Origin of the sequence: Belnapia sp. F-4-1, from assembly GCF_000802185.1 — a bacterium.
GTDB lineage: Bacteria > Pseudomonadota > Alphaproteobacteria > Acetobacterales > Acetobacteraceae > Belnapia.
The window spans coordinates 13,713-32,440 of sequence record NZ_KN676118.1 but is presented as its reverse complement, the minus strand read 5'-3'; the positions used below and the strand labels follow the sequence as shown (position 1 = coordinate 32,440).

The 18,728-nt window shown below is 62.3% G+C and carries 19 protein-coding genes and 1 pseudogene; 16 read left to right on the top strand and 4 right to left on the bottom strand.

All coding sequences use genetic code 11. The features are described 5' to 3' along the window. Window positions 1-75: 75 nt before the first annotated feature. Window positions 76-810, bottom strand: a complete 735-nt coding sequence (locus tag LH62_RS27620) for an IS6 family transposase (RefSeq protein ID WP_043367438.1) — start codon at window positions 808-810, stop codon at window positions 76-78. Between the two features lie 161 nt (window positions 811-971). Here LH62_RS27620 and LH62_RS30875 point away from each other — a divergent pair, with 161 nt between their 5' ends. The 10 genes from LH62_RS30875 (at window position 972) to LH62_RS32255 (ending at window position 9,758) form a co-directional block, all read left to right on the top strand. Next, window positions 972-1,295: a hypothetical protein gene (locus tag LH62_RS30875; protein ID WP_144404773.1), complete on the top strand. Its 324-nt coding sequence runs from the start codon at window positions 972-974 to the stop codon at window positions 1,293-1,295. 281 nt (window positions 1,296-1,576) lie between these two features. Continuing rightward, window positions 1,577-1,786 (top strand): helix-turn-helix domain-containing protein, encoded by a 210-nt coding sequence (locus tag LH62_RS31390; RefSeq protein ID WP_160299924.1) that lies wholly within the window; start codon window positions 1,577-1,579, stop codon window positions 1,784-1,786. A gap of 77 nt (window positions 1,787-1,863) precedes the next feature. Continuing rightward, complete coding sequence (locus LH62_RS27610) at window positions 1,864-3,681, top strand: tyrosine-type recombinase/integrase (protein WP_082013000.1); 1,818 nt, start codon at window positions 1,864-1,866, stop codon at window positions 3,679-3,681. 98 nt (window positions 3,682-3,779) lie between these two features. Beyond that, entirely contained in the window at window positions 3,780-4,856 is a 1,077-nt protein-coding gene (locus tag LH62_RS27605) for a tyrosine-type recombinase/integrase (protein WP_052215190.1), read from the top strand. Window positions 4,857-5,570: 714 nt separating this feature from the next. Next, window positions 5,571-6,776, top strand: coding sequence for an MFS transporter (locus LH62_RS29940; RefSeq protein ID WP_082012999.1), 1,206 nt, complete (start codon window positions 5,571-5,573; stop codon window positions 6,774-6,776). A 223-nt stretch (window positions 6,777-6,999) separates the two neighbouring features. Beyond that, on the top strand, window positions 7,000-7,788 hold the full coding sequence (locus tag LH62_RS30870; RefSeq protein ID WP_144404771.1) for a 2-keto-4-pentenoate hydratase: 789 nt from the start codon (window positions 7,000-7,002) through the stop codon (window positions 7,786-7,788). Window positions 7,789-7,971: 183 nt separating this feature from the next. After that, complete coding sequence (locus LH62_RS27600) at window positions 7,972-8,250, top strand: hypothetical protein (RefSeq protein ID WP_043367434.1); 279 nt, start codon at window positions 7,972-7,974, stop codon at window positions 8,248-8,250. A gap of 30 nt (window positions 8,251-8,280) precedes the next feature. Continuing rightward, window positions 8,281-8,799: a DUF3368 domain-containing protein gene (locus LH62_RS27595; RefSeq protein ID WP_043367433.1), complete on the top strand. Its 519-nt coding sequence runs from the start codon at window positions 8,281-8,283 to the stop codon at window positions 8,797-8,799. Window positions 8,800-8,859: 60 nt separating this feature from the next. Then, entirely contained in the window at window positions 8,860-9,360 is a 501-nt protein-coding gene (locus LH62_RS32260; protein ID WP_236552723.1) for a site-specific integrase, read from the top strand. Then, window positions 9,357-9,758, top strand: a complete 402-nt coding sequence (locus tag LH62_RS32255; protein WP_236552722.1) for a tyrosine-type recombinase/integrase — start codon at window positions 9,357-9,359, stop codon at window positions 9,756-9,758. Before LH62_RS32260 ends, LH62_RS32255 begins: the two co-directional genes overlap by 4 nt. A gap of 72 nt (window positions 9,759-9,830) precedes the next feature. Here LH62_RS32255 and LH62_RS27585 read toward each other — a convergent pair whose 3' ends face one another. Continuing rightward, the gene (locus tag LH62_RS27585) at window positions 9,831-11,426 is read right to left on the bottom strand and encodes a DUF6880 family protein (RefSeq protein ID WP_236552721.1); all 1,596 of its coding nucleotides are present in this window, start codon (window positions 11,424-11,426) and stop codon (window positions 9,831-9,833) included. 70 nt (window positions 11,427-11,496) lie between these two features. On the opposite strand from LH62_RS27585, the gene LH62_RS27580 reads away from it, so the two are divergent. Beyond that, the gene (locus LH62_RS27580) at window positions 11,497-11,838 is read left to right on the top strand and encodes an SWIB/MDM2 domain-containing protein (protein ID WP_043367432.1); all 342 of its coding nucleotides are present in this window, start codon (window positions 11,497-11,499) and stop codon (window positions 11,836-11,838) included. Window positions 11,839-11,843: 5 nt separating this feature from the next. On the opposite strand, the gene LH62_RS30865 is transcribed toward LH62_RS27580, so the two are convergent. Next, window positions 11,844-12,320, bottom strand: coding sequence for a transposase (locus LH62_RS30865; RefSeq protein ID WP_255360043.1), 477 nt, complete (start codon window positions 12,318-12,320; stop codon window positions 11,844-11,846). Between the two features lie 307 nt (window positions 12,321-12,627). Here LH62_RS30865 and LH62_RS27570 point away from each other — a divergent pair, with 307 nt between their 5' ends. Together LH62_RS27570 and LH62_RS31385 are read left to right on the top strand one after the other, a co-directional pair. After that, window positions 12,628-13,533 (top strand): replication protein RepA, encoded by a 906-nt coding sequence (locus tag LH62_RS27570; RefSeq protein ID WP_043367431.1) that lies wholly within the window; start codon window positions 12,628-12,630, stop codon window positions 13,531-13,533. 123 nt (window positions 13,534-13,656) lie between these two features. Then, window positions 13,657-13,818, top strand: coding sequence for a hypothetical protein (locus LH62_RS31385; RefSeq protein ID WP_160299922.1), 162 nt, complete (start codon window positions 13,657-13,659; stop codon window positions 13,816-13,818). 442 nt (window positions 13,819-14,260) lie between these two features. On the opposite strand, the gene LH62_RS27565 is transcribed toward LH62_RS31385, so the two are convergent. Further along, complete coding sequence (locus tag LH62_RS27565) at window positions 14,261-14,446, bottom strand: hypothetical protein (RefSeq protein WP_043367430.1); 186 nt, start codon at window positions 14,444-14,446, stop codon at window positions 14,261-14,263. Between the two features lie 140 nt (window positions 14,447-14,586). Between LH62_RS27565 and LH62_RS32830 the strand changes: the two are divergent. The 3 genes and pseudogenes from LH62_RS32830 to LH62_RS27535 all read left to right on the top strand — a co-directional run bounded on the left by LH62_RS32830 (window position 14,587) and on the right by LH62_RS27535 (window position 18,708). Further along, window positions 14,587-15,668: pseudogene (locus LH62_RS32830) on the top strand (IS1595 family transposase). A 554-nt stretch (window positions 15,669-16,222) separates the two neighbouring features. Next, a complete protein-coding gene (locus tag LH62_RS27550; protein ID WP_043367427.1) occupies window positions 16,223-16,837 on the top strand; it encodes a chromosome partitioning protein ParA in 615 nt (204 codons plus the stop codon). Window positions 16,838-18,381: 1,544 nt separating this feature from the next. Next, entirely contained in the window at window positions 18,382-18,708 is a 327-nt protein-coding gene (locus LH62_RS27535; protein WP_043367424.1) for a hypothetical protein, read from the top strand. The last annotated feature ends 20 nt before the right edge of the window (window positions 18,709-18,728 follow it).

Below are 18,728 nucleotides of genomic sequence, written 5' to 3'. Positions count from 1 at the left end.
GCATCGCCTCACCATGTTGGGCGGTTCTGTTGCAAAGTTTGCAGCAAGTCGCAGCTGGCCGTGATAGGCTTAGGATCAGACGGCGACCTGGAACAGCTCGGCGACAAAGGCGGCTTGGGCCCGCATGTCTCGTCGGCCTACATTGTTTACCTGCTCCTTCCTGATCATCGCCATCGCCTCATAGCCTGCCAGGGTTCGTCGTGCCGTGTGGAAGCTGCCGAAGCCAAGCCCCGGTCTGACCAGGCGTTTCAAGCGCCGGTGGTCTTGTTCCACTATGTTGTTGAGGTACTTACATTGTCGTAGCCGCGAGCGTTGCCACAGCTCGGCGCCCGCCTTCATCTGTTCGACAGCGCAGGGATAGGCCGGGTTCTTGTCTACCGTGATGGTGCGCGGGTTCACCGTATGCGGCTGCCCAAGAGCTTTGCGGAAGAAGCGCTTCGCAGCCTCGGCATCCCGCTTGGCCGAAAGCAGGAAGTCGATTGTCTGGCCGCGGCTGTCGACAGCGCGATACAAGTACATCCATCGGCCTTTCACCCGCACATAGGTCTCATCGACCCTCCACGATCCATTGGACATGCGCAGATGGGGTCGGAGCCGCTGCTCCAGCTCAGGTGCATAGGCCTGGATCCATCGAAAGATGGTGGTGTGTGCGATGTCGACACCGCGCTCCTGCAGCATGAGTTCGAGGTCGCGATAGCTGATTGGGAACATCAGATACCAGCGCACTGCCCAGAGGATCACCTCAGCCGTGAATTGCCGCCCTCTGAAGGTGAGATCCGCCCGGAGTTTCGCAAGTCGCCGCCGTACCATGCCCCAGCTTGGCCTCGATCGCGCCAAGCCGCAAAGGATGCAACGGAACCCTAATCAAGATGGCCAGGCACGAGCTTCGTAGCGGCTCAGCCATAACACCGACCGACCTGGCCCGACATGTTGTGGCGCAATACCCAGGGGAGGACCGGCCAGACGGCAACATGTACCGGCAGCTCAGCCCAGGAGATTGGGCAACCGAAGAGCATTTGGTCAGCCGGCTGAGTATGCTCTATCGCCGCGAGCGGTCGCGCTTTCTGTTCGAGGCGCAAGCGATCGAAGATGCCAGGCGCAGTGGGCAGCAGCGTACGAGCCGCGCGCTTGGCCTGACCCACAACGCTCCTCGGCATCGGGGTAGCCGTCCTAAAAGGGTCGTTTCCTTCAACATCGAGCTCGCAAGTCGTTTGTTGGTGCCTGCGCTTCTGCAAGATTGCGTTGCCGCCTTTGCGCAGGGCCATAAGGACGCTTTGCAAAAGCGGCGTCGCTGACCACAGCCAAGCATCGGATCGCTTTTCCGACATGAACTGATTCGTCAAGGGGCGAAAAGGCCGAGTTTCGCCCTTTGAGTTGAAAGGGTCATTGCTGGCTATTGCCGGACATGACCCGAACCTACCCCCCTCCCCCGCCCAACTCTCCAGCGGCCGGCACTGACGCCAGTGCCCATGCACGCCGCAATGCTGAGTCAGATCGCCCGCCGGTCGGACGCTTGGCTGCTGACGCACTCGACACAAACCCAGCGCTGACCGCATCCACGTCTGACGGCGCGCTGATGGCTCTCAGCGAGGTTGCCGCGCTGCTTCGCCGCTCGGAGCGCACGCTGCGCCGTTGGCGTCAAGATGGGCTTCTGCGTGATGTCCGCCTGGGCGGCAGCGTCTGGATCCGGCGCTCCGATCTCGAGCGTGCGCTGCGTGCGGATAACGCAGAAGATCGAGGCATACCAACGGACGAACTGGCCGTCATGGAACCGCCGCGCCGCTAATCTGAGTAGTGAATGGTGATACGTCCCCATGAGCGCCGCTCCTGGCCGCTCCTGACCGCTCAACCTCCGAGGTACCCATGAACGCGATTTCGCAGACGATGGCAGCCCTGCGCCAACCCGAGATCATCACTCGGCTCGACCTCACCTTCGCTGATCTGATCACCCTGATCGAAGCCTCAGACACGTTGACCAGAGACGAAAGGCGTATCTGGCCATCGGATCTCCGAACAACTGCGACGATGCTGGGATTGTCTCCCGCCGGGGTGCAGTGTGACGTCATCTCGTTGAACCAAAACCTGTTCCGGAAGACCTGCACCGACTTCGGCAAGAGCTACGACCGTTTCCGGAACATCAAGCTGTCGATCCGCAAGGCCCTGGCGCTGGTCGGGCTGCAGCAACCACGGATCTGCGGCGAGGCTGGCCTCTCCCCAGCCTGGATCAAGGTGCTCGATGCCGCCCTCGTTGTGCCGCAGCGTGCCGGCTTGCGACGGATGGCCCGGTTCTGCGCCATCCGGCTCATCGAGCCTGATCAGCTTACCAACCCGGTCTTCGTGGATTTCCTGGAGGAGGAGACGATAACGCGCCTGGATGCCAAGGCAACGCGGCGTGGCTCGACCATCGCCCGCGCCTGGAACCGGATCATCGCCAGCAGTCCTGACCTACAGGGGTGCCAGCGCTTGCAGGCGCCGCGGCAGCGCGAGCCCTATACTTTGCCGATCACCGACTTTCCGGACAGCCTGCAGACGGAGCATGCCGCGTACGTGGAGTGGATGAGCCCAAGCCAGGGCAAGAGTCACTTCAAGGGGCGTAATGGCAAACGCCGAGCCAGACCGGCCACCGTCAAAACACGCAGTTTCTCCATTCTGCAGATGCTGGGTGCCCTTGTTCAGCTCGGACACGACCCGGCCGCCATCACCAGCTTTGACTATGTGGTTGCGCATGGCAGCGACATCCTCGACTTCTTCGAGGCGCGAGCCATCGCCCGACTGCCCCCAAAGCTACGGCCTGATGAAGAGGATCCCGAGATCGTCGGTGGCCAACTCGCGGTGATCGCCCAGACGTTGTTCATCATCGGAGTGCATTTCCTTGGGCTGGCTGGCGAGCAGGCCGACGAACTCCGCAGGATGTGCAAGCTGACGCGTCCCCGCCGCAAGGTTGGTCTGACCGGCAAGGTGCGCGAACGCCTGATGCAGCTGATCCAGCCCTACAACCGGAGCCGCCTATTGCTGCTGCCGGAGGGCATTGAGCAGGAGGCGCGCTCAGCTGACCCGGCCGACGCGAAAATGGCGCATCGGTTCATGATCGCGGTCGCCATTGAGGTGCTGTTGGTTTGCCCGCTGCGCATGAAGAACCTGACCGGGCTGCGCCTGGACCGTCACTTGAAGCGGCTCGCTCCGGGAGGCCGCTCGGTCACCCATATCGTCATCGAGGGCACCGAAACCAAGAATCATGACGCGGTGGAATGGCCGGTGCCACCAGCTACCGCAAAGCTCCTCGAGACCTGGTGCCGCGTATGGCGTCCGGTAATGGAAGGCAGCAGCAAGGCCAATCCTTACCTCTTCCCCGCACTCGACAAGGAAGTTGCCAAGAGTCAGAACGCCCTCGCCGAGGGCATCAAAGGCCTCATCAGGCGCGAGCTGGACCTCGTGGTGCATCCGCACCTGCTGCGGCATTTCGCCGCCTGGCGGCACCTGAACCGCTACCCCGGGCAGTACGAGATCGTCCGGTGCGCCCTGGGCCATCGCTCCATCGAGACCACCATCGGCACCTACTGCGGCCTGGAGGCCGAATCGGCCGCGCGGCATTTCAACGGCGGCCTGGAGTTGGACAGGACCGATGCGCGGCTGCTGGTCCGATCCAGGACAGTTGGCAAGACCCCCAAGAACCGGCGCTGAGGAAGAACCGCATCATGGCACGTATCATTGACCCACGCCGCCGTTGTCTCGGCCTGGTGGATTGGCCCGAGCCTGACCGGCGGCTTTGGGAGGCGGCGATGGCCTCGCGCCGGGGGCGGTTCTCAGCGCGTGGCCTCGCCGCGCGCCTCGCACCCGCCAGCCTTGAGAAGGCACAGGAAGGCTACGGCCGCTGGCTTGGTTTCCTGCACTACCACGGCTGGCTCGACCCTGAGGCCGGGCCACTGGGGCGCCTGAACGAGGATCGCGCGGCCGCCTACTTCGATGAGTTGGTCGTGCTCGGCAACGGCGACTACACCGTCGTCGGCCGGTTCCAGGAGCTGCAGATGGCGCTTCGCATCATGGAGCCGCGGGCCCAGGTCGCCTGGCTGAGCCGGCCAGGCGGCGTCCCGCTACGGCAGCAGCTGGCGATGGAAAAGCGCAGCCTCGAGGTGCATCACAGCGCCACTCTCTACGTCTGGGGCTTCGACCTGCTGGAGCAGGCCCTGACCTTGCCAGGGCCGCGCCGGCGGCAGGTCATGCTGCGGGACGGTCTGCTGATCGCCCTGCTGGCGGCGGCTGGACCGCGGCTGAGCTCGGTGCAAAAGATGCGGCTCGGCCAGCAGGTTCGGTTCGACGGCATAGAGTGGTGGATGACCCTCGACGTCCCCGACATCAAGACCGACAAGCCCCATCGCGTCCCCCTGCCCGCTGGCCTTACGCCGTGGTTCGAACGCTATGTCGAGGTCGAGCGGCGTGAACTGCTGAACGGCCAAGTCCACGATGCGATGTGGGTCAACTGGGGCGGCGAGGCGCTTGGCGAGGCCGGGATCGAGAAGCGCATTCGCTGGTGCTCGGCCAAGCAATTTGGGGCGGAGAATGCCTTCGGGGCGCATCGCTTTCGGCATTGTATCGGCACAACGGCGCCAATCATGAAGCCGGATGCGCCCGGCATTGGTGCCGCAGTGCTCAGCATTAGCGGCCGAGTGCACGAGACGCATTATGATCTCGGGCAGCGCGCCGCGGCTGGCGGAACCTATCTCACCGGCCTCGACGAGGACCGTGCGGAAGCACGGGCGTATCTGCGGCGCTTGGCGGACGAGCATCCTGCACCAGAAGATGCTCCCAAGGATGACCCCGGTGTGAAGCGTAAGCCTAAACCCAAACCCAAACGATGAGAGCAGTGAATGCTGCACAATTCATGTCGGGTTGTGCAGCTTTCGATGTCCGGCGTGAGCGAAGGGGTTACCATTGCTATTTGCAGAAACAGAACTCCTCGCCTCCAACGCCCAAAACCAACATTCAGTACTACACACGATAATTTATATTATAACGAACATTTAACGGTTCAGTAGAAGCTCTTGCTTTGCGGTAATAGGCTATTCTCCGGAGAACATCGTCAAGCGCGACCCGGCCGGCTTCCCATGCATCGTAGGCGGAACGGTAAACGCATGCAGAAGATTGGTGCGGCAGTCTGTCGCCTTCAGTGCAAATTTCCCAACACCACAGACGAGGCGGAACAGGTTGTTGCCGCGTCCTGATAAAGGGCTTGGCGCGAAAACCATCATCGAACGGTATGCCCCGCTGTGACCTGTCCCTCACGGCCATGCCTTACAGTTAGTCGACTGACCATACCCCACCGAGGCTAGCCGTCACGCCTGACTGCAAGCGACTCGCAACTTCCTGATGCCGAGACCTCTACGAATGGCGCATCGACGCATAGACCCTACTGAGAAGCTCACCACAGCACGCCGCGTTTGCAGCATTGTCGCAATGAAATACAACCATTAGACGAAAAACGTTCATGAAGCGGCTTTGGGCGCAGCCGATATCGGCTCGACATTGCCGAAGCTGCAGAGAGCGCTTTGGGTCATCGATAAAGGATCTACGTGATGAGTGATGCTGGCTCGATAGCTGTTCCCAAACAGGCTGCAATGTCTGTCCTCGTTGCACTCAGCGTCACGCATCTGCTGAATGACATGATCCAGTCATTGATTCCAGCAATCTACCCAATCATCAAGGCGACCTATCAACTTGATTATGGTCAGATCGGCTTTATCACCCTCGCTTTCCAAATTTCCGCTTCGCTCCTGCAACCTGCTGTCGGCTTCTATACTGACAAGCATCCAATGCCCTACTCTATGATTGTTGGAATGGGGTGCAGCCTCATTGGCCTTATCGGGCTGGCTTATGCCAGCAGCTATGGGTTGCTTCTGATTGCCGCTGCCTGTGTCGGCCTTGGCTCCTCGATCTTCCATCCCGAGGCGACACGTATGGCGCGCAATGCGTCAGGCGGGCGGCAAGGCTTGGCCCAAGGCATCTTCCAGGTCGGCGGTCAGACCGGGGGTGCACTTGGACCATTGCTTGCTGCCTTTATCATCGTTCCTTTGGGACAAGGAAGCCTTGGTTGGTTTTCGATCGCTGCTCTACTGGCGATGGCGCTGATGATGTGGATCGCGGGGCAGCATGCCAATATTACCCCGCTACGGAAAAAGCTTACCGACACCGCGAGTAAGCCGACTTCGGCGAGCGTGCCACGTCCGACAGTAAACGTGGTTATTCCATTCATTATTCTTATCGTTCTTCTCTTCTCGAAAAATGCTTATTCGCAGAGTTTCACATCATTCTACACTTTCTTCCTTATCGGAAAATTCGATGTTTCTGTTCAAACGTCGCAGTTGATGCTGTTCTTGTTCCTGGTGTCGTCAGCCGTAGGAGCGCTAGGCGGTGGTATTTTGGGCGATCGTATTGGGCGCAACCGTATCCTGTGGTTTTCGATCCTCGGCGCGCTGCCGTTCACACTGCTTCTGCCCTATGCAAACCTGTTTTGGACGGGTGTACTGACAATCATCATCAATCTGATTATGTCCAGTTCCTTCGCGGCCATTCTAATCTATGCCATGGAGCTAATGCCTGGACGAATTGGCTTAGTCGGAGGATTCTTTTACGGCCTCACGTTCGGGTTAGGCGGGATAGCGGCTGCCCTACTTGGCGGACTTGCCGATCAGTATGATATTGAGACCGTGTATCGCATCTGCTCATTCCTACCTGCCATTGGTCTGCTCGCTTGGTTTCTGCCCCGTTTGCGCGAAGCATAGATCCAAATGTCAGACACAAAGCTGGTTGCACGCACGAGCTATCTCAATCCGGAGATCAGCGCCCGACTAGAAGCGAAGCTACTGCTCAGTAGGGCGTGAAATTTTCGGCTTTTCAAAAATCATCCTGTTTCAGTATTGCTCTATTACCTAGTGCTTATCTGTGAACAATGTCTTCAGCATGTGCGACCACCAAGACCAATACGCTGGATAATGGGGGCATGATATGGACAGAGATCTACAAGTGCTTGCGCAACATCTATGGGATGCTAGGTGCAAAGGCCGCACGATCAATCCGTCAGAGTACCGGCTGCCAACCTCCAAAGAGGAAGCATATGCCGTGCAATGCGAAATTGTCGCGCTTAGTGGCTCACAGCATTGCGGATACAAGATCGGCTCCACGAGCAAGGAAGCGCAAGCCATCCTAGGCACCAGTGAACCAGGAGCGGGGAGCCTGTTACGCTCATTCCTGTACGAAAGTCCCACTCAGGTCTGTGTTGTCTCGGATCATTGTCCAGCAGTCGAGGCGGAGTTTGCATTTCGGCTTGGCAAGAACCTACTGCCGCGAGCGGCCCCTTATGCATTAGAGGAAATCTCATTAGCGATTGAATGCGTGGCCGGCTCAATCGAAGTTGTAGGTTCGCGGTTCGCTGGCGGTCTTCGGGGGCAGGGCCGCTTTCTTACAACCGCCGACGGCAGCGCTAACATTGCGTTGGTGGTTGGCCGCTGGCACTCATGGCAAGATCAAGATTTGCGACAGCATGCTGTGACAATGACCATTGATGGAGTTTCGCAAGGGACCGGAACTGGTGAACGCGTATTGGGTAATCCCCTTTATGCTCTTTCCTGGCTAGCCGGATCGCTTTCTGACACTGAACGCGGCTTAAAGGCAGGTGAAATCGTCGCAACAGGTACGTGTACAGGTCTGGACGTGGTGGCACCAGGCGTCACCGCGATTGCCGATTTTGGAAATTTCGGATGCGTTGAGATCGAGTTTACGGCACCCACAATATGAGGTCATGCATTAACAAATCTGGATAGCGGCCGCACCACCCTATTGAGTAGTTGTCGGCCGAACAGTTAGCCAAACCCCTGCCCCGCACTTGACCGAGCATGATATCTGATAATGTCCCTTATCATTCGTAGCTGGCTTGCCCCGGCGCCCGCGTCTCGGCTAGGGTCCGATCTGGAGGCCTCTATGCCCGACGACGCCCGCACCGTGGCCGTGCACATCCCAGCCGAACTTGCCGACCACCTCGCCGCCGCCGGCACCAGCGTCGAGCGCCGGGTCCTCGAAGCCGTGGTCCTGGAGGAATTCCGCGCCGGCCGCATGACGAAGGCCGAGGTCCGCCGGACCCTCGGCTTCGAGGTTCTTGACGAGGTGGACGGCTTCCTCAAGGCGCACGAAGCCTGGGAGCATGTGACCCTGACGGACATGCGGCGCGACCTGGAGGATCTTCGCCGCGCCGGCTTCTGACCGACCGACGCCACCACAGAAGACCAACGCGTGAGCGAGCGCGGTACCGTCGTCATCGCCGATACGGGCCCGCCGCACTACCTCGTTCTCATCGGGGCCGTGGACCTGCTGCCGGTCCTGTTCGGCACGGTGGTCGTCCCCGACGCCGTGCTTGCCGAGCTGGGACGGCCGCGTACCCCAGCACCGGTGCGCACATGGGCCGCAGCCCACGCCTCCTGGCTGCTGCCGAGGCCGACCGCACCGATCGCGTCGCTGCCGCATCCTGACCTCGGCGACGGCGAGCGCGCCGCCATGGCGCTGGCACGCGACGCCCGCGCGGCCGGCACCCCGGTGCTGCTCCTGATCGACGACCGCGCGGCTGTGCAGGCGGCGCGAGCGGAAGGCTTTCAGGTGACCGGCACCATCGGCGTGCTGTTGCGGGCTGCCCGGGAGAACCTCATCGACTTGGCCGCAGCCTTCGCCGCACTGCGGGCGACGAACTTCCACTGCCCGCCTGCCCTGCTGGATGCCCTCCTCACCGAGCACCTGCGCCACGGCAGCGTTCCGTGAACCAGCTCGCCCCGCTCATTGCTTCAGCCTTACCCGTCATCGTCACCGCCGCTGGCGAGCATGCGGGTATGCGCTCTTGAGTTCTTCGCCGCCGTCATCCGCAACCCGCACACCCGCCGGGCCAATAGCCAAGCCGTCGGCGCCTTCCTCGCCTGGGGCGAGGCCGAGGCCGGCATCTGCAGCCTCGCCGCGGTGCAGGGGCTGCACGTCGCCGCCTGGATCGAGCTGCAGACCCGCGAGCATTCCGCCCCGACCGCCAAGCAGCGCCTGACCGCGCTGCGCCATCTGTTCGACTGGCTGGTGACCGGCCAGGTGCTGCCAACCAACCCGGCGGCCTCGGTGCACGAGCCGCGGCACAGCGCCCTCAAAAGCAAGACGCCGGTGCTCGATGCCGCCGAGGTGCGTCAGCTGCTCGACAGCATCGACATCTCGACGCCCGCCGGCCTACGCGACCGGGCGCTGATCGCGTTCATACTCTACACCTTTGCGCGGCGCGGCGCGGCGCGGCGACCGCGATGCGGGTGGAGGACGTCTTCACCTAGAACTGCCGGCTTTGGGTGAGGCTGCGCGAGAAGGGCGGCAAGCGGCAGGAGATGCCGTGCCACCACACGCTCGAGGCGTATCTACACGCCTATCTCGACGGCACCGGCATCGGCGCCGACCCGAAGGGGCCGCTCTTTCGCACCGTCGGCCGCGGCACGGGGCGGCTGACGCGCACGGCGCTGCCCCAGGCCAATGTCTACGCCATGGTTCAACGCCGCGCCGTGGTGACCGGCATCGGCGCCAGGATCGGCAACCACACCTTCCGGGCGACCGGGATCACCGCCTACCTCAGGAACGGCGGCACACTGGAGAACGCCGCCGCCATGGCCAACCACGCCAGCACCCGCACCACCCAGCTCTACGGCCGCCGGCGCGAAGACGTCAGCCTCGACGAGGTTGAGCAGATCAAGGTGTAACTGAATCTACGCCCACTTGGCCCTTTGACTACGAAGGTCGCGAACTGGCCATCGGCGAGAGACCAAGCAAGATTACCGGCCTCGACCTTTGGACGCCTCGCTCACCTGGTTCCAGAAGCCGGTCTTTCGACCGTGCCTGGCTCGTAGGCGGCCGACAAATGCCTCATGCGTCTCGAATGTCCCGAAGTCCTGGATACCCGCCACGAGTGACCGGCATTCAAGGAGGTGCCGGGCGGCGTGCTTGTAGCGGGTGGACTTCGCACCATCGAGCGTGTCCTCGATCATCGCGCGCCGGAGCAGGGTCGCGGCCAGCGGGTGCTTGCCTTCGATCAGCCGCGCCGTCGGATCGAGCAGGTGATACAGGTTCCCGTCGATCTCTGAGGCCCGCGCGAGCACGAGCTGGGCTGCCCGGGCCTGATCCGGCCATCCCGTGAAGAAGTCGAGCGCGGTGGAGAAGCTCCGGAAGCCGAGGGCGTGCCTCATGGCCCGCTCCTCGGCCTCGACGTCCTCGAAATCCGGTAGCCTCTTCAGGTAGGCACGCAGTCGGTCGGCCGAGAGTCGCTCCTCGAACGCCGTCCAACGCAACCGCTGGGCTTCGTCCTGCCTGCCTGTTGCCTCGAGCGCCTCGATGTAGGTCGCTTCCCAAGCGTCGTCCGCGGCAAGCCCGATGAGATGGAAGTCGTCGTCACGCGCGGCCTTGGCGGTGCTCCGCTTCGGCCTTGCCCGCTCCAGCGCCGCAATCGCGTCGGCCGCCCGACCGGCGGTGAGAAGGCGGCGGCCGATCTCTGCGCCTTGGTGGGGCATGCGCCGTTCCTCTGGAGGCACCAGCGCGATGTAAGCGTCGACATCCGACTGGCCATCCGCCAGGGCCTGCAGGGCGGAGCGCACCACGAGCGCGCAGTAGTCCCGTTCGCCCGGCTTCTCGGATCGGTCCGCCAGCACCTTCCTCAACCGCTCCTTCAGGTGTGCCGCACCCGCCTCACCGAGGGCTGGCAGCATGACCGCCACCAAGCCGTCGAAGACGCCGTAGTCACTGGCCTGCACGGCGGCGAGCACCCGATCCGCCAGGTTCACCGGATCGGGCTTCGCCCTAGCCGCTATCGTCCCGAGATCGTCGCATGCCGCCCGGAAGACGCTCCCGACCGAGCCGTTGCTGTCGTCGACGCGGTTGAGCACCGGCTCGGCAAGATCCATGAACCGCCACATCAGGTCGAGGGCCAAATCCGCACGGGTCTGGGCAACCCGATCCACGATCATCGCCCGCTGCAAGTCGAGGTCCCTCACGAAGTCGCGGCGCTTCTGCCAGTCGATGAAGGACCGCGCAGATCTCAGCGCAGTGAGACGCTTGCTGATCTCGGCGGCGATGGTGTCGCCGCCGGTCTGCGCGGCCAGCTCCAGCCGCAGCCGCCGTTTGACCTTGGCATCACCGTCCGCGAGCTCGACCAGGATCGCGGCTAGGCGCTCCGGGCCGAGTGCCATCAAGTTTTCCAGGTTAACGGTCTTCTTCGAAGCCATGTCCTCAGCGTCCCACCGTCCTTCGAAGCGCTGCCCGGTTGTGCGGGTGCAATGCACGGTATATCGGGGGTCCCGGTGGCCATGGTAGTCTTGGATGAGCTGAAGGTCGTGGCATTCATCGGCGAGCGCGAAGTCGCTGGAACCGGTCGACATAGCGGCCATTTCGCACCGAACCTGTGGCCTTCTTTGAGATACCAAGAACAAACTGATCAGGAGCGCGGCAATGTCTAGCAAGACGACTTCGAACAAGCCGAAAACTCAGGCATCCAAGGATGCCGAGCCGGTGAAAGCAGCCAAGATTGCTAAGCCCGCCAAGGGCAATAAGCCCAATGCCCTGCAGCAGCCGCTCAAGCCATCGGAGGAACTGGCAGCTGTGGTCGGCGAAGGAGAACTCGCCCGTGGCGAAGCGGTCAGCAAAGTCTGGGCCTACATCAAGGCAAACAAGCTGCAGAATCCGAAGGATGGGCGCGAGATCCTCGCCGACGACAAGCTGCGCAAGGTGTTCGGCAAGGACAAGGTGACCATGTTCGAGATGAACAAGCACCTTGCCCAGCATCTGAAGTAGAGATTTTAGTTCCCGGCTATCCATGTGCGTGGTTGAGCACGCGCCGGACCTGCCATGGCCTCCACCGCTCGCCGCGAGGCGTGCGCACGCCATGGGCTATAATCGGTCGCCACATGCGCCTTGTAGCCGTGCACGGGCTTGCGGCGGCGATGCCCGGCCCAGCGGTTCGACGCATGCGTCGAACCGTCGTCCTTCTGGATGCTGGCCGAAGGGATCAGCGTCGCGTCCACCAGCGTGCCGGTGCGCACCATGACGCTTTTGGCTTCGAGCTGGCGGGTCACCGCCTCGAACAGCCAGTAGCCGAGGCCGCGCCGCACCAACTCCCGGCGGAACCGGACGAAGGTGGTGCGCTCGGGTGTCGGCTCGTGGGCGGCGAAGCCGCAGAACCGGCGGAAGCTGGTCCGGTCGTCCAACGCCTCGACCAGCTTCACGTCCGACAGGTCATACCAGGTCGCCAGCAACAAGCCACGGAAGAGAGCCAGTGGTGGTGAGTCCTGCAGGCCTGGGTGGGTGTCGCCATGACGAAGCCTGACACGGCAGCGAATCCGGGAGCGAGGGCAAACTGCCGCCCCCGTCCGATTCGCGGGCTGACCGGGAGCGGCTATCCACAGGTCGGCCGTTATCCCTTGGACTCTGGTGGCGGAGTTACTGGACTCTGGTGGCGCAAACCCCTGTTATCCCTTGGACTCTGGTGGCACATACTAATAGCTAAGTTCTAATAGTTCTCGATTAGCTCGCGCCACCAGAGTCCAACTTGCTTCAGCGCCGCCGGCCCGGCACGTTGTGGCCATGGCTGAAATCCACCAGCTGATCCTGACACACGGTATCGACGAAGCCCGACGGCAGGCGGCGAGCGCGCATGAGCGCGCGGTGGTCGAGGCCGCCTACCAAGTGCTCGCGGAAGAGACCGAGAGCATCGGCTTCACCTATTCCGGCTTCGCCCTGACCTCCCTGCCCCATAAGGAGCAGCAGGAGATGGTCTGGCGGCGCGAAGGGCACAACCTGACCCTCGTGCTACAGTCCGGCACCGATCGGCTCGGCAAGACGATCGGCCTGCCCTACGGGTCTTATGCCCGCTTCATACTGCTGTTCCTGCAAAGCGAAGCCGTGAAAACGGGTAGCCGGGAGATCGAACTCGGTCGCTCCATGCAGGTCTGGCTGGGCCGGATGGGCTTGTCCATCGGCGGCAACAGCTACCGAATCGTGAAGGAACAAGCCAAGCGGATCTCGGTATGCCGCCTGACCTTCTTCGGCATGAACGGCGATCAGGAAGTGCTCAGGAACGGGGGCTTCGTCGAGGGGGCAATCACCATGACGGGGATCAGCACCTCGCCGGACCAGCCTTCGCTCTGGCAGGACAAGGTCCGGCTTGATGAGGCTTTCTACAAGGCGCTTCGCGAGCACCCAGTCCCGGTCAGCGAAGGCGCGCTGAAGGCGATCGGCCCGCGATCGATGTCGATCGACGTCTATATCTGGCTTGCCTACCGGCTCCACGCCCTGAAGCGCGACACGGATGTCAGCTGGTCCGCCCTCTACAGCCAGTTCGGAGCCGGCTTCAAACGGCTGCGGGCCTTCCGGGCCCAGTTCCTGGAGAGCCTGCAACTGTCGCTGGCCGCCTATCCGGAGGCACGAGTCACGGTGAGCGAGACTGGCGTGACGCTCCACCCCTCCCGTCCTGCCATAGCCAAGCTGTAGGGCGCCACCAGAGTCCAACTAAACACCGTCGTGGCGTTCCTTTCTGGAGGCGGCCGTTTCTTTTTTGAGGCGCAAGGCAGGGTTGCGCGCTCCCGGAATTGGACTTTGGTGGCGCCCCCGAAAATGCGCATCACCTCGCTCGGCAATGCAATGATGCAACTCGGCCGGCGCGATGATGCACTCGGATGGACCATTGACGGCCTCAAACTGGCCCTTACGAAAAACCGGGTAAGCGACGCCGAGGTTCTGAACGCCCTGCAGGCGAGAGTGCGGGGGACGCACTGAACCAACTCGGATAAGTGAGTAGAAGGCCGTACAAGCCGCCGAGGCCGGAGGTGTCGAAGCGGGGGTGTCCAGTGAGGTTGGAGCGAACCCTGGGGCCGAAGGGCAACAACCGCACCGGCTGATGTCACGCTCGGCTCTCGGCTCGCGTCCCCGTTAGAGCGTTTTCCGTTCGCACTGGCTCACGGAACCCGCTCTAGACCATTGTTTTGGCCAGCAATTGCTCCGATCAGATGATTTCATCTGATCGGAGTTTGCTCTAGCGGCACCACCACTGACGGCACCGGCGTCCCTGCCTCGTCGAATGCGAACAGGCAGGAGCGTCGGTACATGCGACGCGCGTCTCTCAATCCATCGTCCACGGCCAATTCGTTTCCGGCCTCGATTTCAACGAACCTCCTTCCCTTGTCCGTCCCGCGCCTTCATGCCTGTGCTTTGACGCCGGCTACGTGCTTCTCCCACTTTTAGTTGTCGTGATGAGCTGGTCGAGCGCCTGCGCAGTCATCTCGGCGAGCGCCAAGCGGTGGTGATCAGCCGCGCCGGCCTCGGAGCGGACGAGGGCCAGTGCCTCGGTGAAGGTGGCCACTGCGGGGCGCTCGGTGAGTATGCGGAGGCTGCGGACCCAGGACATAGGAAGGTGTGTTTTCATACGTACAAAATCTAAACGGCCGAACGGACAGCCATATGCTCGGCTACACCCAAAATGTTTGGCGCAGTTCGACTTGGGTGTGGGACGCGCAAATCTGAGGACAGCTGACTACATCATGTTCTATGTCCAGCCTCGACTCTCGTCGTCTTAGCCATCTTGAAGTCGCGATCCGGGCAGCGTCCGGCGAGCAGATCGTCACCATTGAACGCCTCGTCGCTGAGGTCGCATCCATGCGGGTCGCAGAGGTGGCCCTCGCCCGACGCACAGAGGTCACCCTTGCAGAGCGGCGTTGCCCGCATTGCGGGACCGCGGGTGCCCATCTGCACGGCAAGGACAAGAACGACCAACAGCGGTTCCGCCGCTGCACGACTGAGTGTCGCCGCAGCTTCAATATCCTCACCGGCACGCCATTGGCCCGCGCCCGCAAACCTGAGAAGTGGGGCCAGTATCTGTCCCACATGACCGACCACCGCTCGGTCACAAAGATCGTGGAGGCCGGGATCGGGGTGAACCGCGCTACCGTCTGGCGTTGGCGCCATCGCTTCCTCAAGGCTGCCGCACAGGACAACGCGCGACCCTCTCCGGGGTGATCGAGGCCGACGAGACATTCTTCGTCCGCTCCTGCAAGGGGCACCGAGGATGGGTGAAGGGCAGGCCGCCCGAGCCACGCGCCGCGCGCCCACGTGCGTGGGGCGCCACCAAGCGGGGCCTGTCGGACGAGCAGGTGCCGGTGCTGACCGCTCTGGACAATGCGGGCGGGGTCTACGAAGCCATTCTGCCATCGCTGGCAGCGATCGAGACGGCGCTGGACGGCCGGATCGCCGCCGGGTCGGTGGTCTGCTCTGATGGCACGACGGACTATGTGAAAGCGGCGGTAAAGGCGGGCGCCGAGCATCGCCGGGTCGTGGTGCCGACCATCACGCCTGGGGCGGCGAAGGCCGCTTCGGTGCCAACCAAGCGGCGGCAAAAGGGTCGCCTTGGGCTTGGGCGGGTGAACGCGCACCATGGCCAGAGCAAAGAGCTGATAAACGGGCGGTGCCGCGGCGTGACGACCCGGTATCTCGGCAACTACCTCGGTTGGCACCGAGCGATGCTGCGCACGGGCTTCAGCGGAAAGGCACTACTGGATCGGCGCTGGCGTAGTCCGATCTGCCATCCGCCGTGGCCACCCCACACCCAAGTCGAACTGTACCAAATGTTTTAGATGTTGCCATCCACCTTGAGCATGGCATTTCGCGCACCAGTATTTCCAGCCATTTAGCTGGCCAAGCAGGCGTTCTTTCATACGTGTGTAAATCTGATGTGGTGGTAGGTAGCCTGTCTGTCTAGGAGCATCTGGACTAGCGTAGGTGTGGCAGTATGGACGCTCGTCCACCTGAACTTTCATACGGGCGGACGCTCATGCTTATGTTAGGGGAAGCGTGGTCAGCCTTACACTTCTGAATGTCCGTATTTCTAAATGCACATAATGACATAGGCTTAGGCTTATGCGCTTCCATACGTACAGACGCTTGTACCGACGGACGTTCGGTTGCCTGTCTTTACACACCACTGCACGTTCGCACCTTCAGGAGGCCACACATGTAGCCGGCTGGACACATAACCGGATGAAAGCGCGCCCGTTCGTCCCGCCACGCGTTCGTATGGCTGCCCAGGCAGCTTGTCCGCCCGTTCGCGCTTTCGTAAGCTCGTCCTTGTGAGTGACCGGATTTTTGTACGTATAAAACTACATCGGGGCGTCCGCATGGAAGGACAGATATGATAGTCACGGTGCTTTCGGCCAAAGGGGGGGTGGGCAAAAGTACCACCGCGATTCATCTGGCCACCTACTTCCAGACACTGGCTCCGACCCTGCTGGTTGACGGCGACGGCATCCGCAGCGCCACAAAGTGGAGCCAACGCGGGAACGGGAAGGGACTGCCGTTCAAGGTCATTGGCTACGCCGAACTGGCCCGGAGCGCCTCGAAGTACACCCACATCATCATCGACACCGAGGGCAACCCATCCGACGAGGACTTCCGGGACGCGACCAAGGGCAGCGACGCGCTGGTCATTCCGGCGGTACCCGAAAGTGTTGCGACGGACGGCCTGACCCATACACTCACCAAGCTGCAGGAAATGGAGAACGGCCAGTATCGGGTGCTCCTGACCATGGTGCCACCCAAGCCGCGGATAGAAGGGGCGCAGTTGCGCCAAATGCTGGTCGAGCAGGAGATACCCATCTTCAAGGCAGAGATTCCCCGGCTCGCGGCCTTCGAGAAGGCAGCGGCGGAAGGGGTCCCAGTCTACGCCGTCCAAAATGACAAGAATGCTCAGCGAGGATGGAAGGCCTATGAGGCGGTAGCGAAGGAGCTGGTAAATGGCCGAGCGTAAGTTCGCGGCGCTAGCCGAGCTGCGCCGTCGGCCTGAACCGCCGCCGACCGACGAGCCGCCCGCACCGGACCAGGCAGAGAGCGCACCGCCACCTCAAGGCGCGCCAAGACCGGAGCCGGAGCCACCAGCCGCACCCATCCCGGTACCGGTCGTAGCCGCGCCGCCACCAGCTCCAGCCCCTGCACCGCCGCCGATCGCCGCAGCCGTTCCGGCGGCGATCGTACCCGAGGTCCAGAAGGGCAGAGGGCGTCCACCCGGCAAGCGCAGTGATCCGGATTGGGCACCACGCACCATACTGATGCGATCCAAGACCCACCGCCGCGTCTCCATCATGCTGCTCGAGCGGGACGGCAGCCCGGACCTTTCAGAGCTTGTTGACGAGCTGCTGGCCGAATGGATTTCGAGGCAGCTGTAAACTCGCACGTTCGGCTTTTCATACGTGTACATTGACGCTGGAATGAAAATGGCATGGTGTTGAGCGACCGAGGATGGCGATCCTCCGCCTTGTCACCAACATTTCCATGAGTGGGGTAGGGGCCTATATCGCCTTCGACCCGAGCCAGCGGGAAAGCCAGCGCTGGATTGGCGCCCTCGTTCTGACGCTCGCCGTCCTCGCTCTGGTCTGGGACCAGCGGCGTATCTTCGGCCTTTTCCAATGCAGTGCGCCATGCATCCCACAGACCCAGGAAAACACCGAGACGCCATGCGGCTTCGGGCCACGCGACGGCAGAGTAGGGCAGAGGGGTTACTTCCTAATGCTCCAGCCCGGTTGCCGGAGTAGCCCCGCGCAGCACTCTGCCGCAGGGTCATCACCCTCATTGAGCCGGCTCAGCAGCTCCACGAACTACAGCGTGGAGTGCGGCCTGCAACGGCAGGACAACCGGTGCGCCTTGTATCGGTAGGTTTTCCAGGCGCCGGTAAGGTTGCAGTGCTAGAGGCTGTTATGAACCGCGGATAAGTTATTGACTCAAGGCTTTTCTGACCCAGCCTCCTGAGCAAAAGCTGAACGAAATCAGTGGGTTGGGTTGAGGTCCATAACACCCTCTAGGGCGCGTCGACCCGATACCATGCTCGGCGCCGCCGCTGGTGCTCAGCGCGTGAGTAATTCTGGCTGACCGGCCGGCGAAGTAATCGCACGGCCCAGTGTAGGCAGAAGGCTAGCGCGCTGATGTCACTAATAGCATTAATGTTCGCTTCGACCTGAGGCGACCCGATCAACCTCAGAGCCGCCACCTCCATAACGCGCCTTATCCAACGACTGCTGAAGCATCTCATACGCTGTGTGGGCCAATCTGATTTGGGCAAATTTTTGCAATTCACCTGTCCGGCAAGGACCGTTATTCCAGGCTGGCACAGAGGCTGGATGATCGGGGAAGCCAGCCGAAAGCCTTGAGGTGCCTTGGCCCAAGCGCTGCAGTGGGCCGGAGGTGACAGTGCCGAGTTTGGGACCTCGCGCCTTTCTTCCGAGGCATTCGACCGACCCTGAGGGTCACGAGCAGTCCAAAATGTCAGGTGCATGGACACAGCCCTGATCCGCAGGAGCGATGCGCCTCGACAAATTTGTTCTTGATTCGTTCGTGTTGTCCGGCCAACGTCGGCGCATGGATTCGCAGAACACGCCCCCGCCCGATCCATCCGACACCCCTGCCGCGCGCGCGGGGTCGCCCGCCGGGCCCCTGTTGCCGGTAGACCAAGCCGAGCTCGCCTCCGCGCTGGCCTACGGGCTGCGCTTCGACGAGCGCGGAAGCCCCCGCCGCGGCGCCGCCTGGGAGATGGCGGCCAGCCTGCTGGCCGAGCAGCTCGTGGCCCAGCTCGAGCGAGCAAACTTCGTTGTCCTCAAGCGTCCCCCTCACCCACCACACACCACCTGAGCGCAGACCGGCGGCTGCCG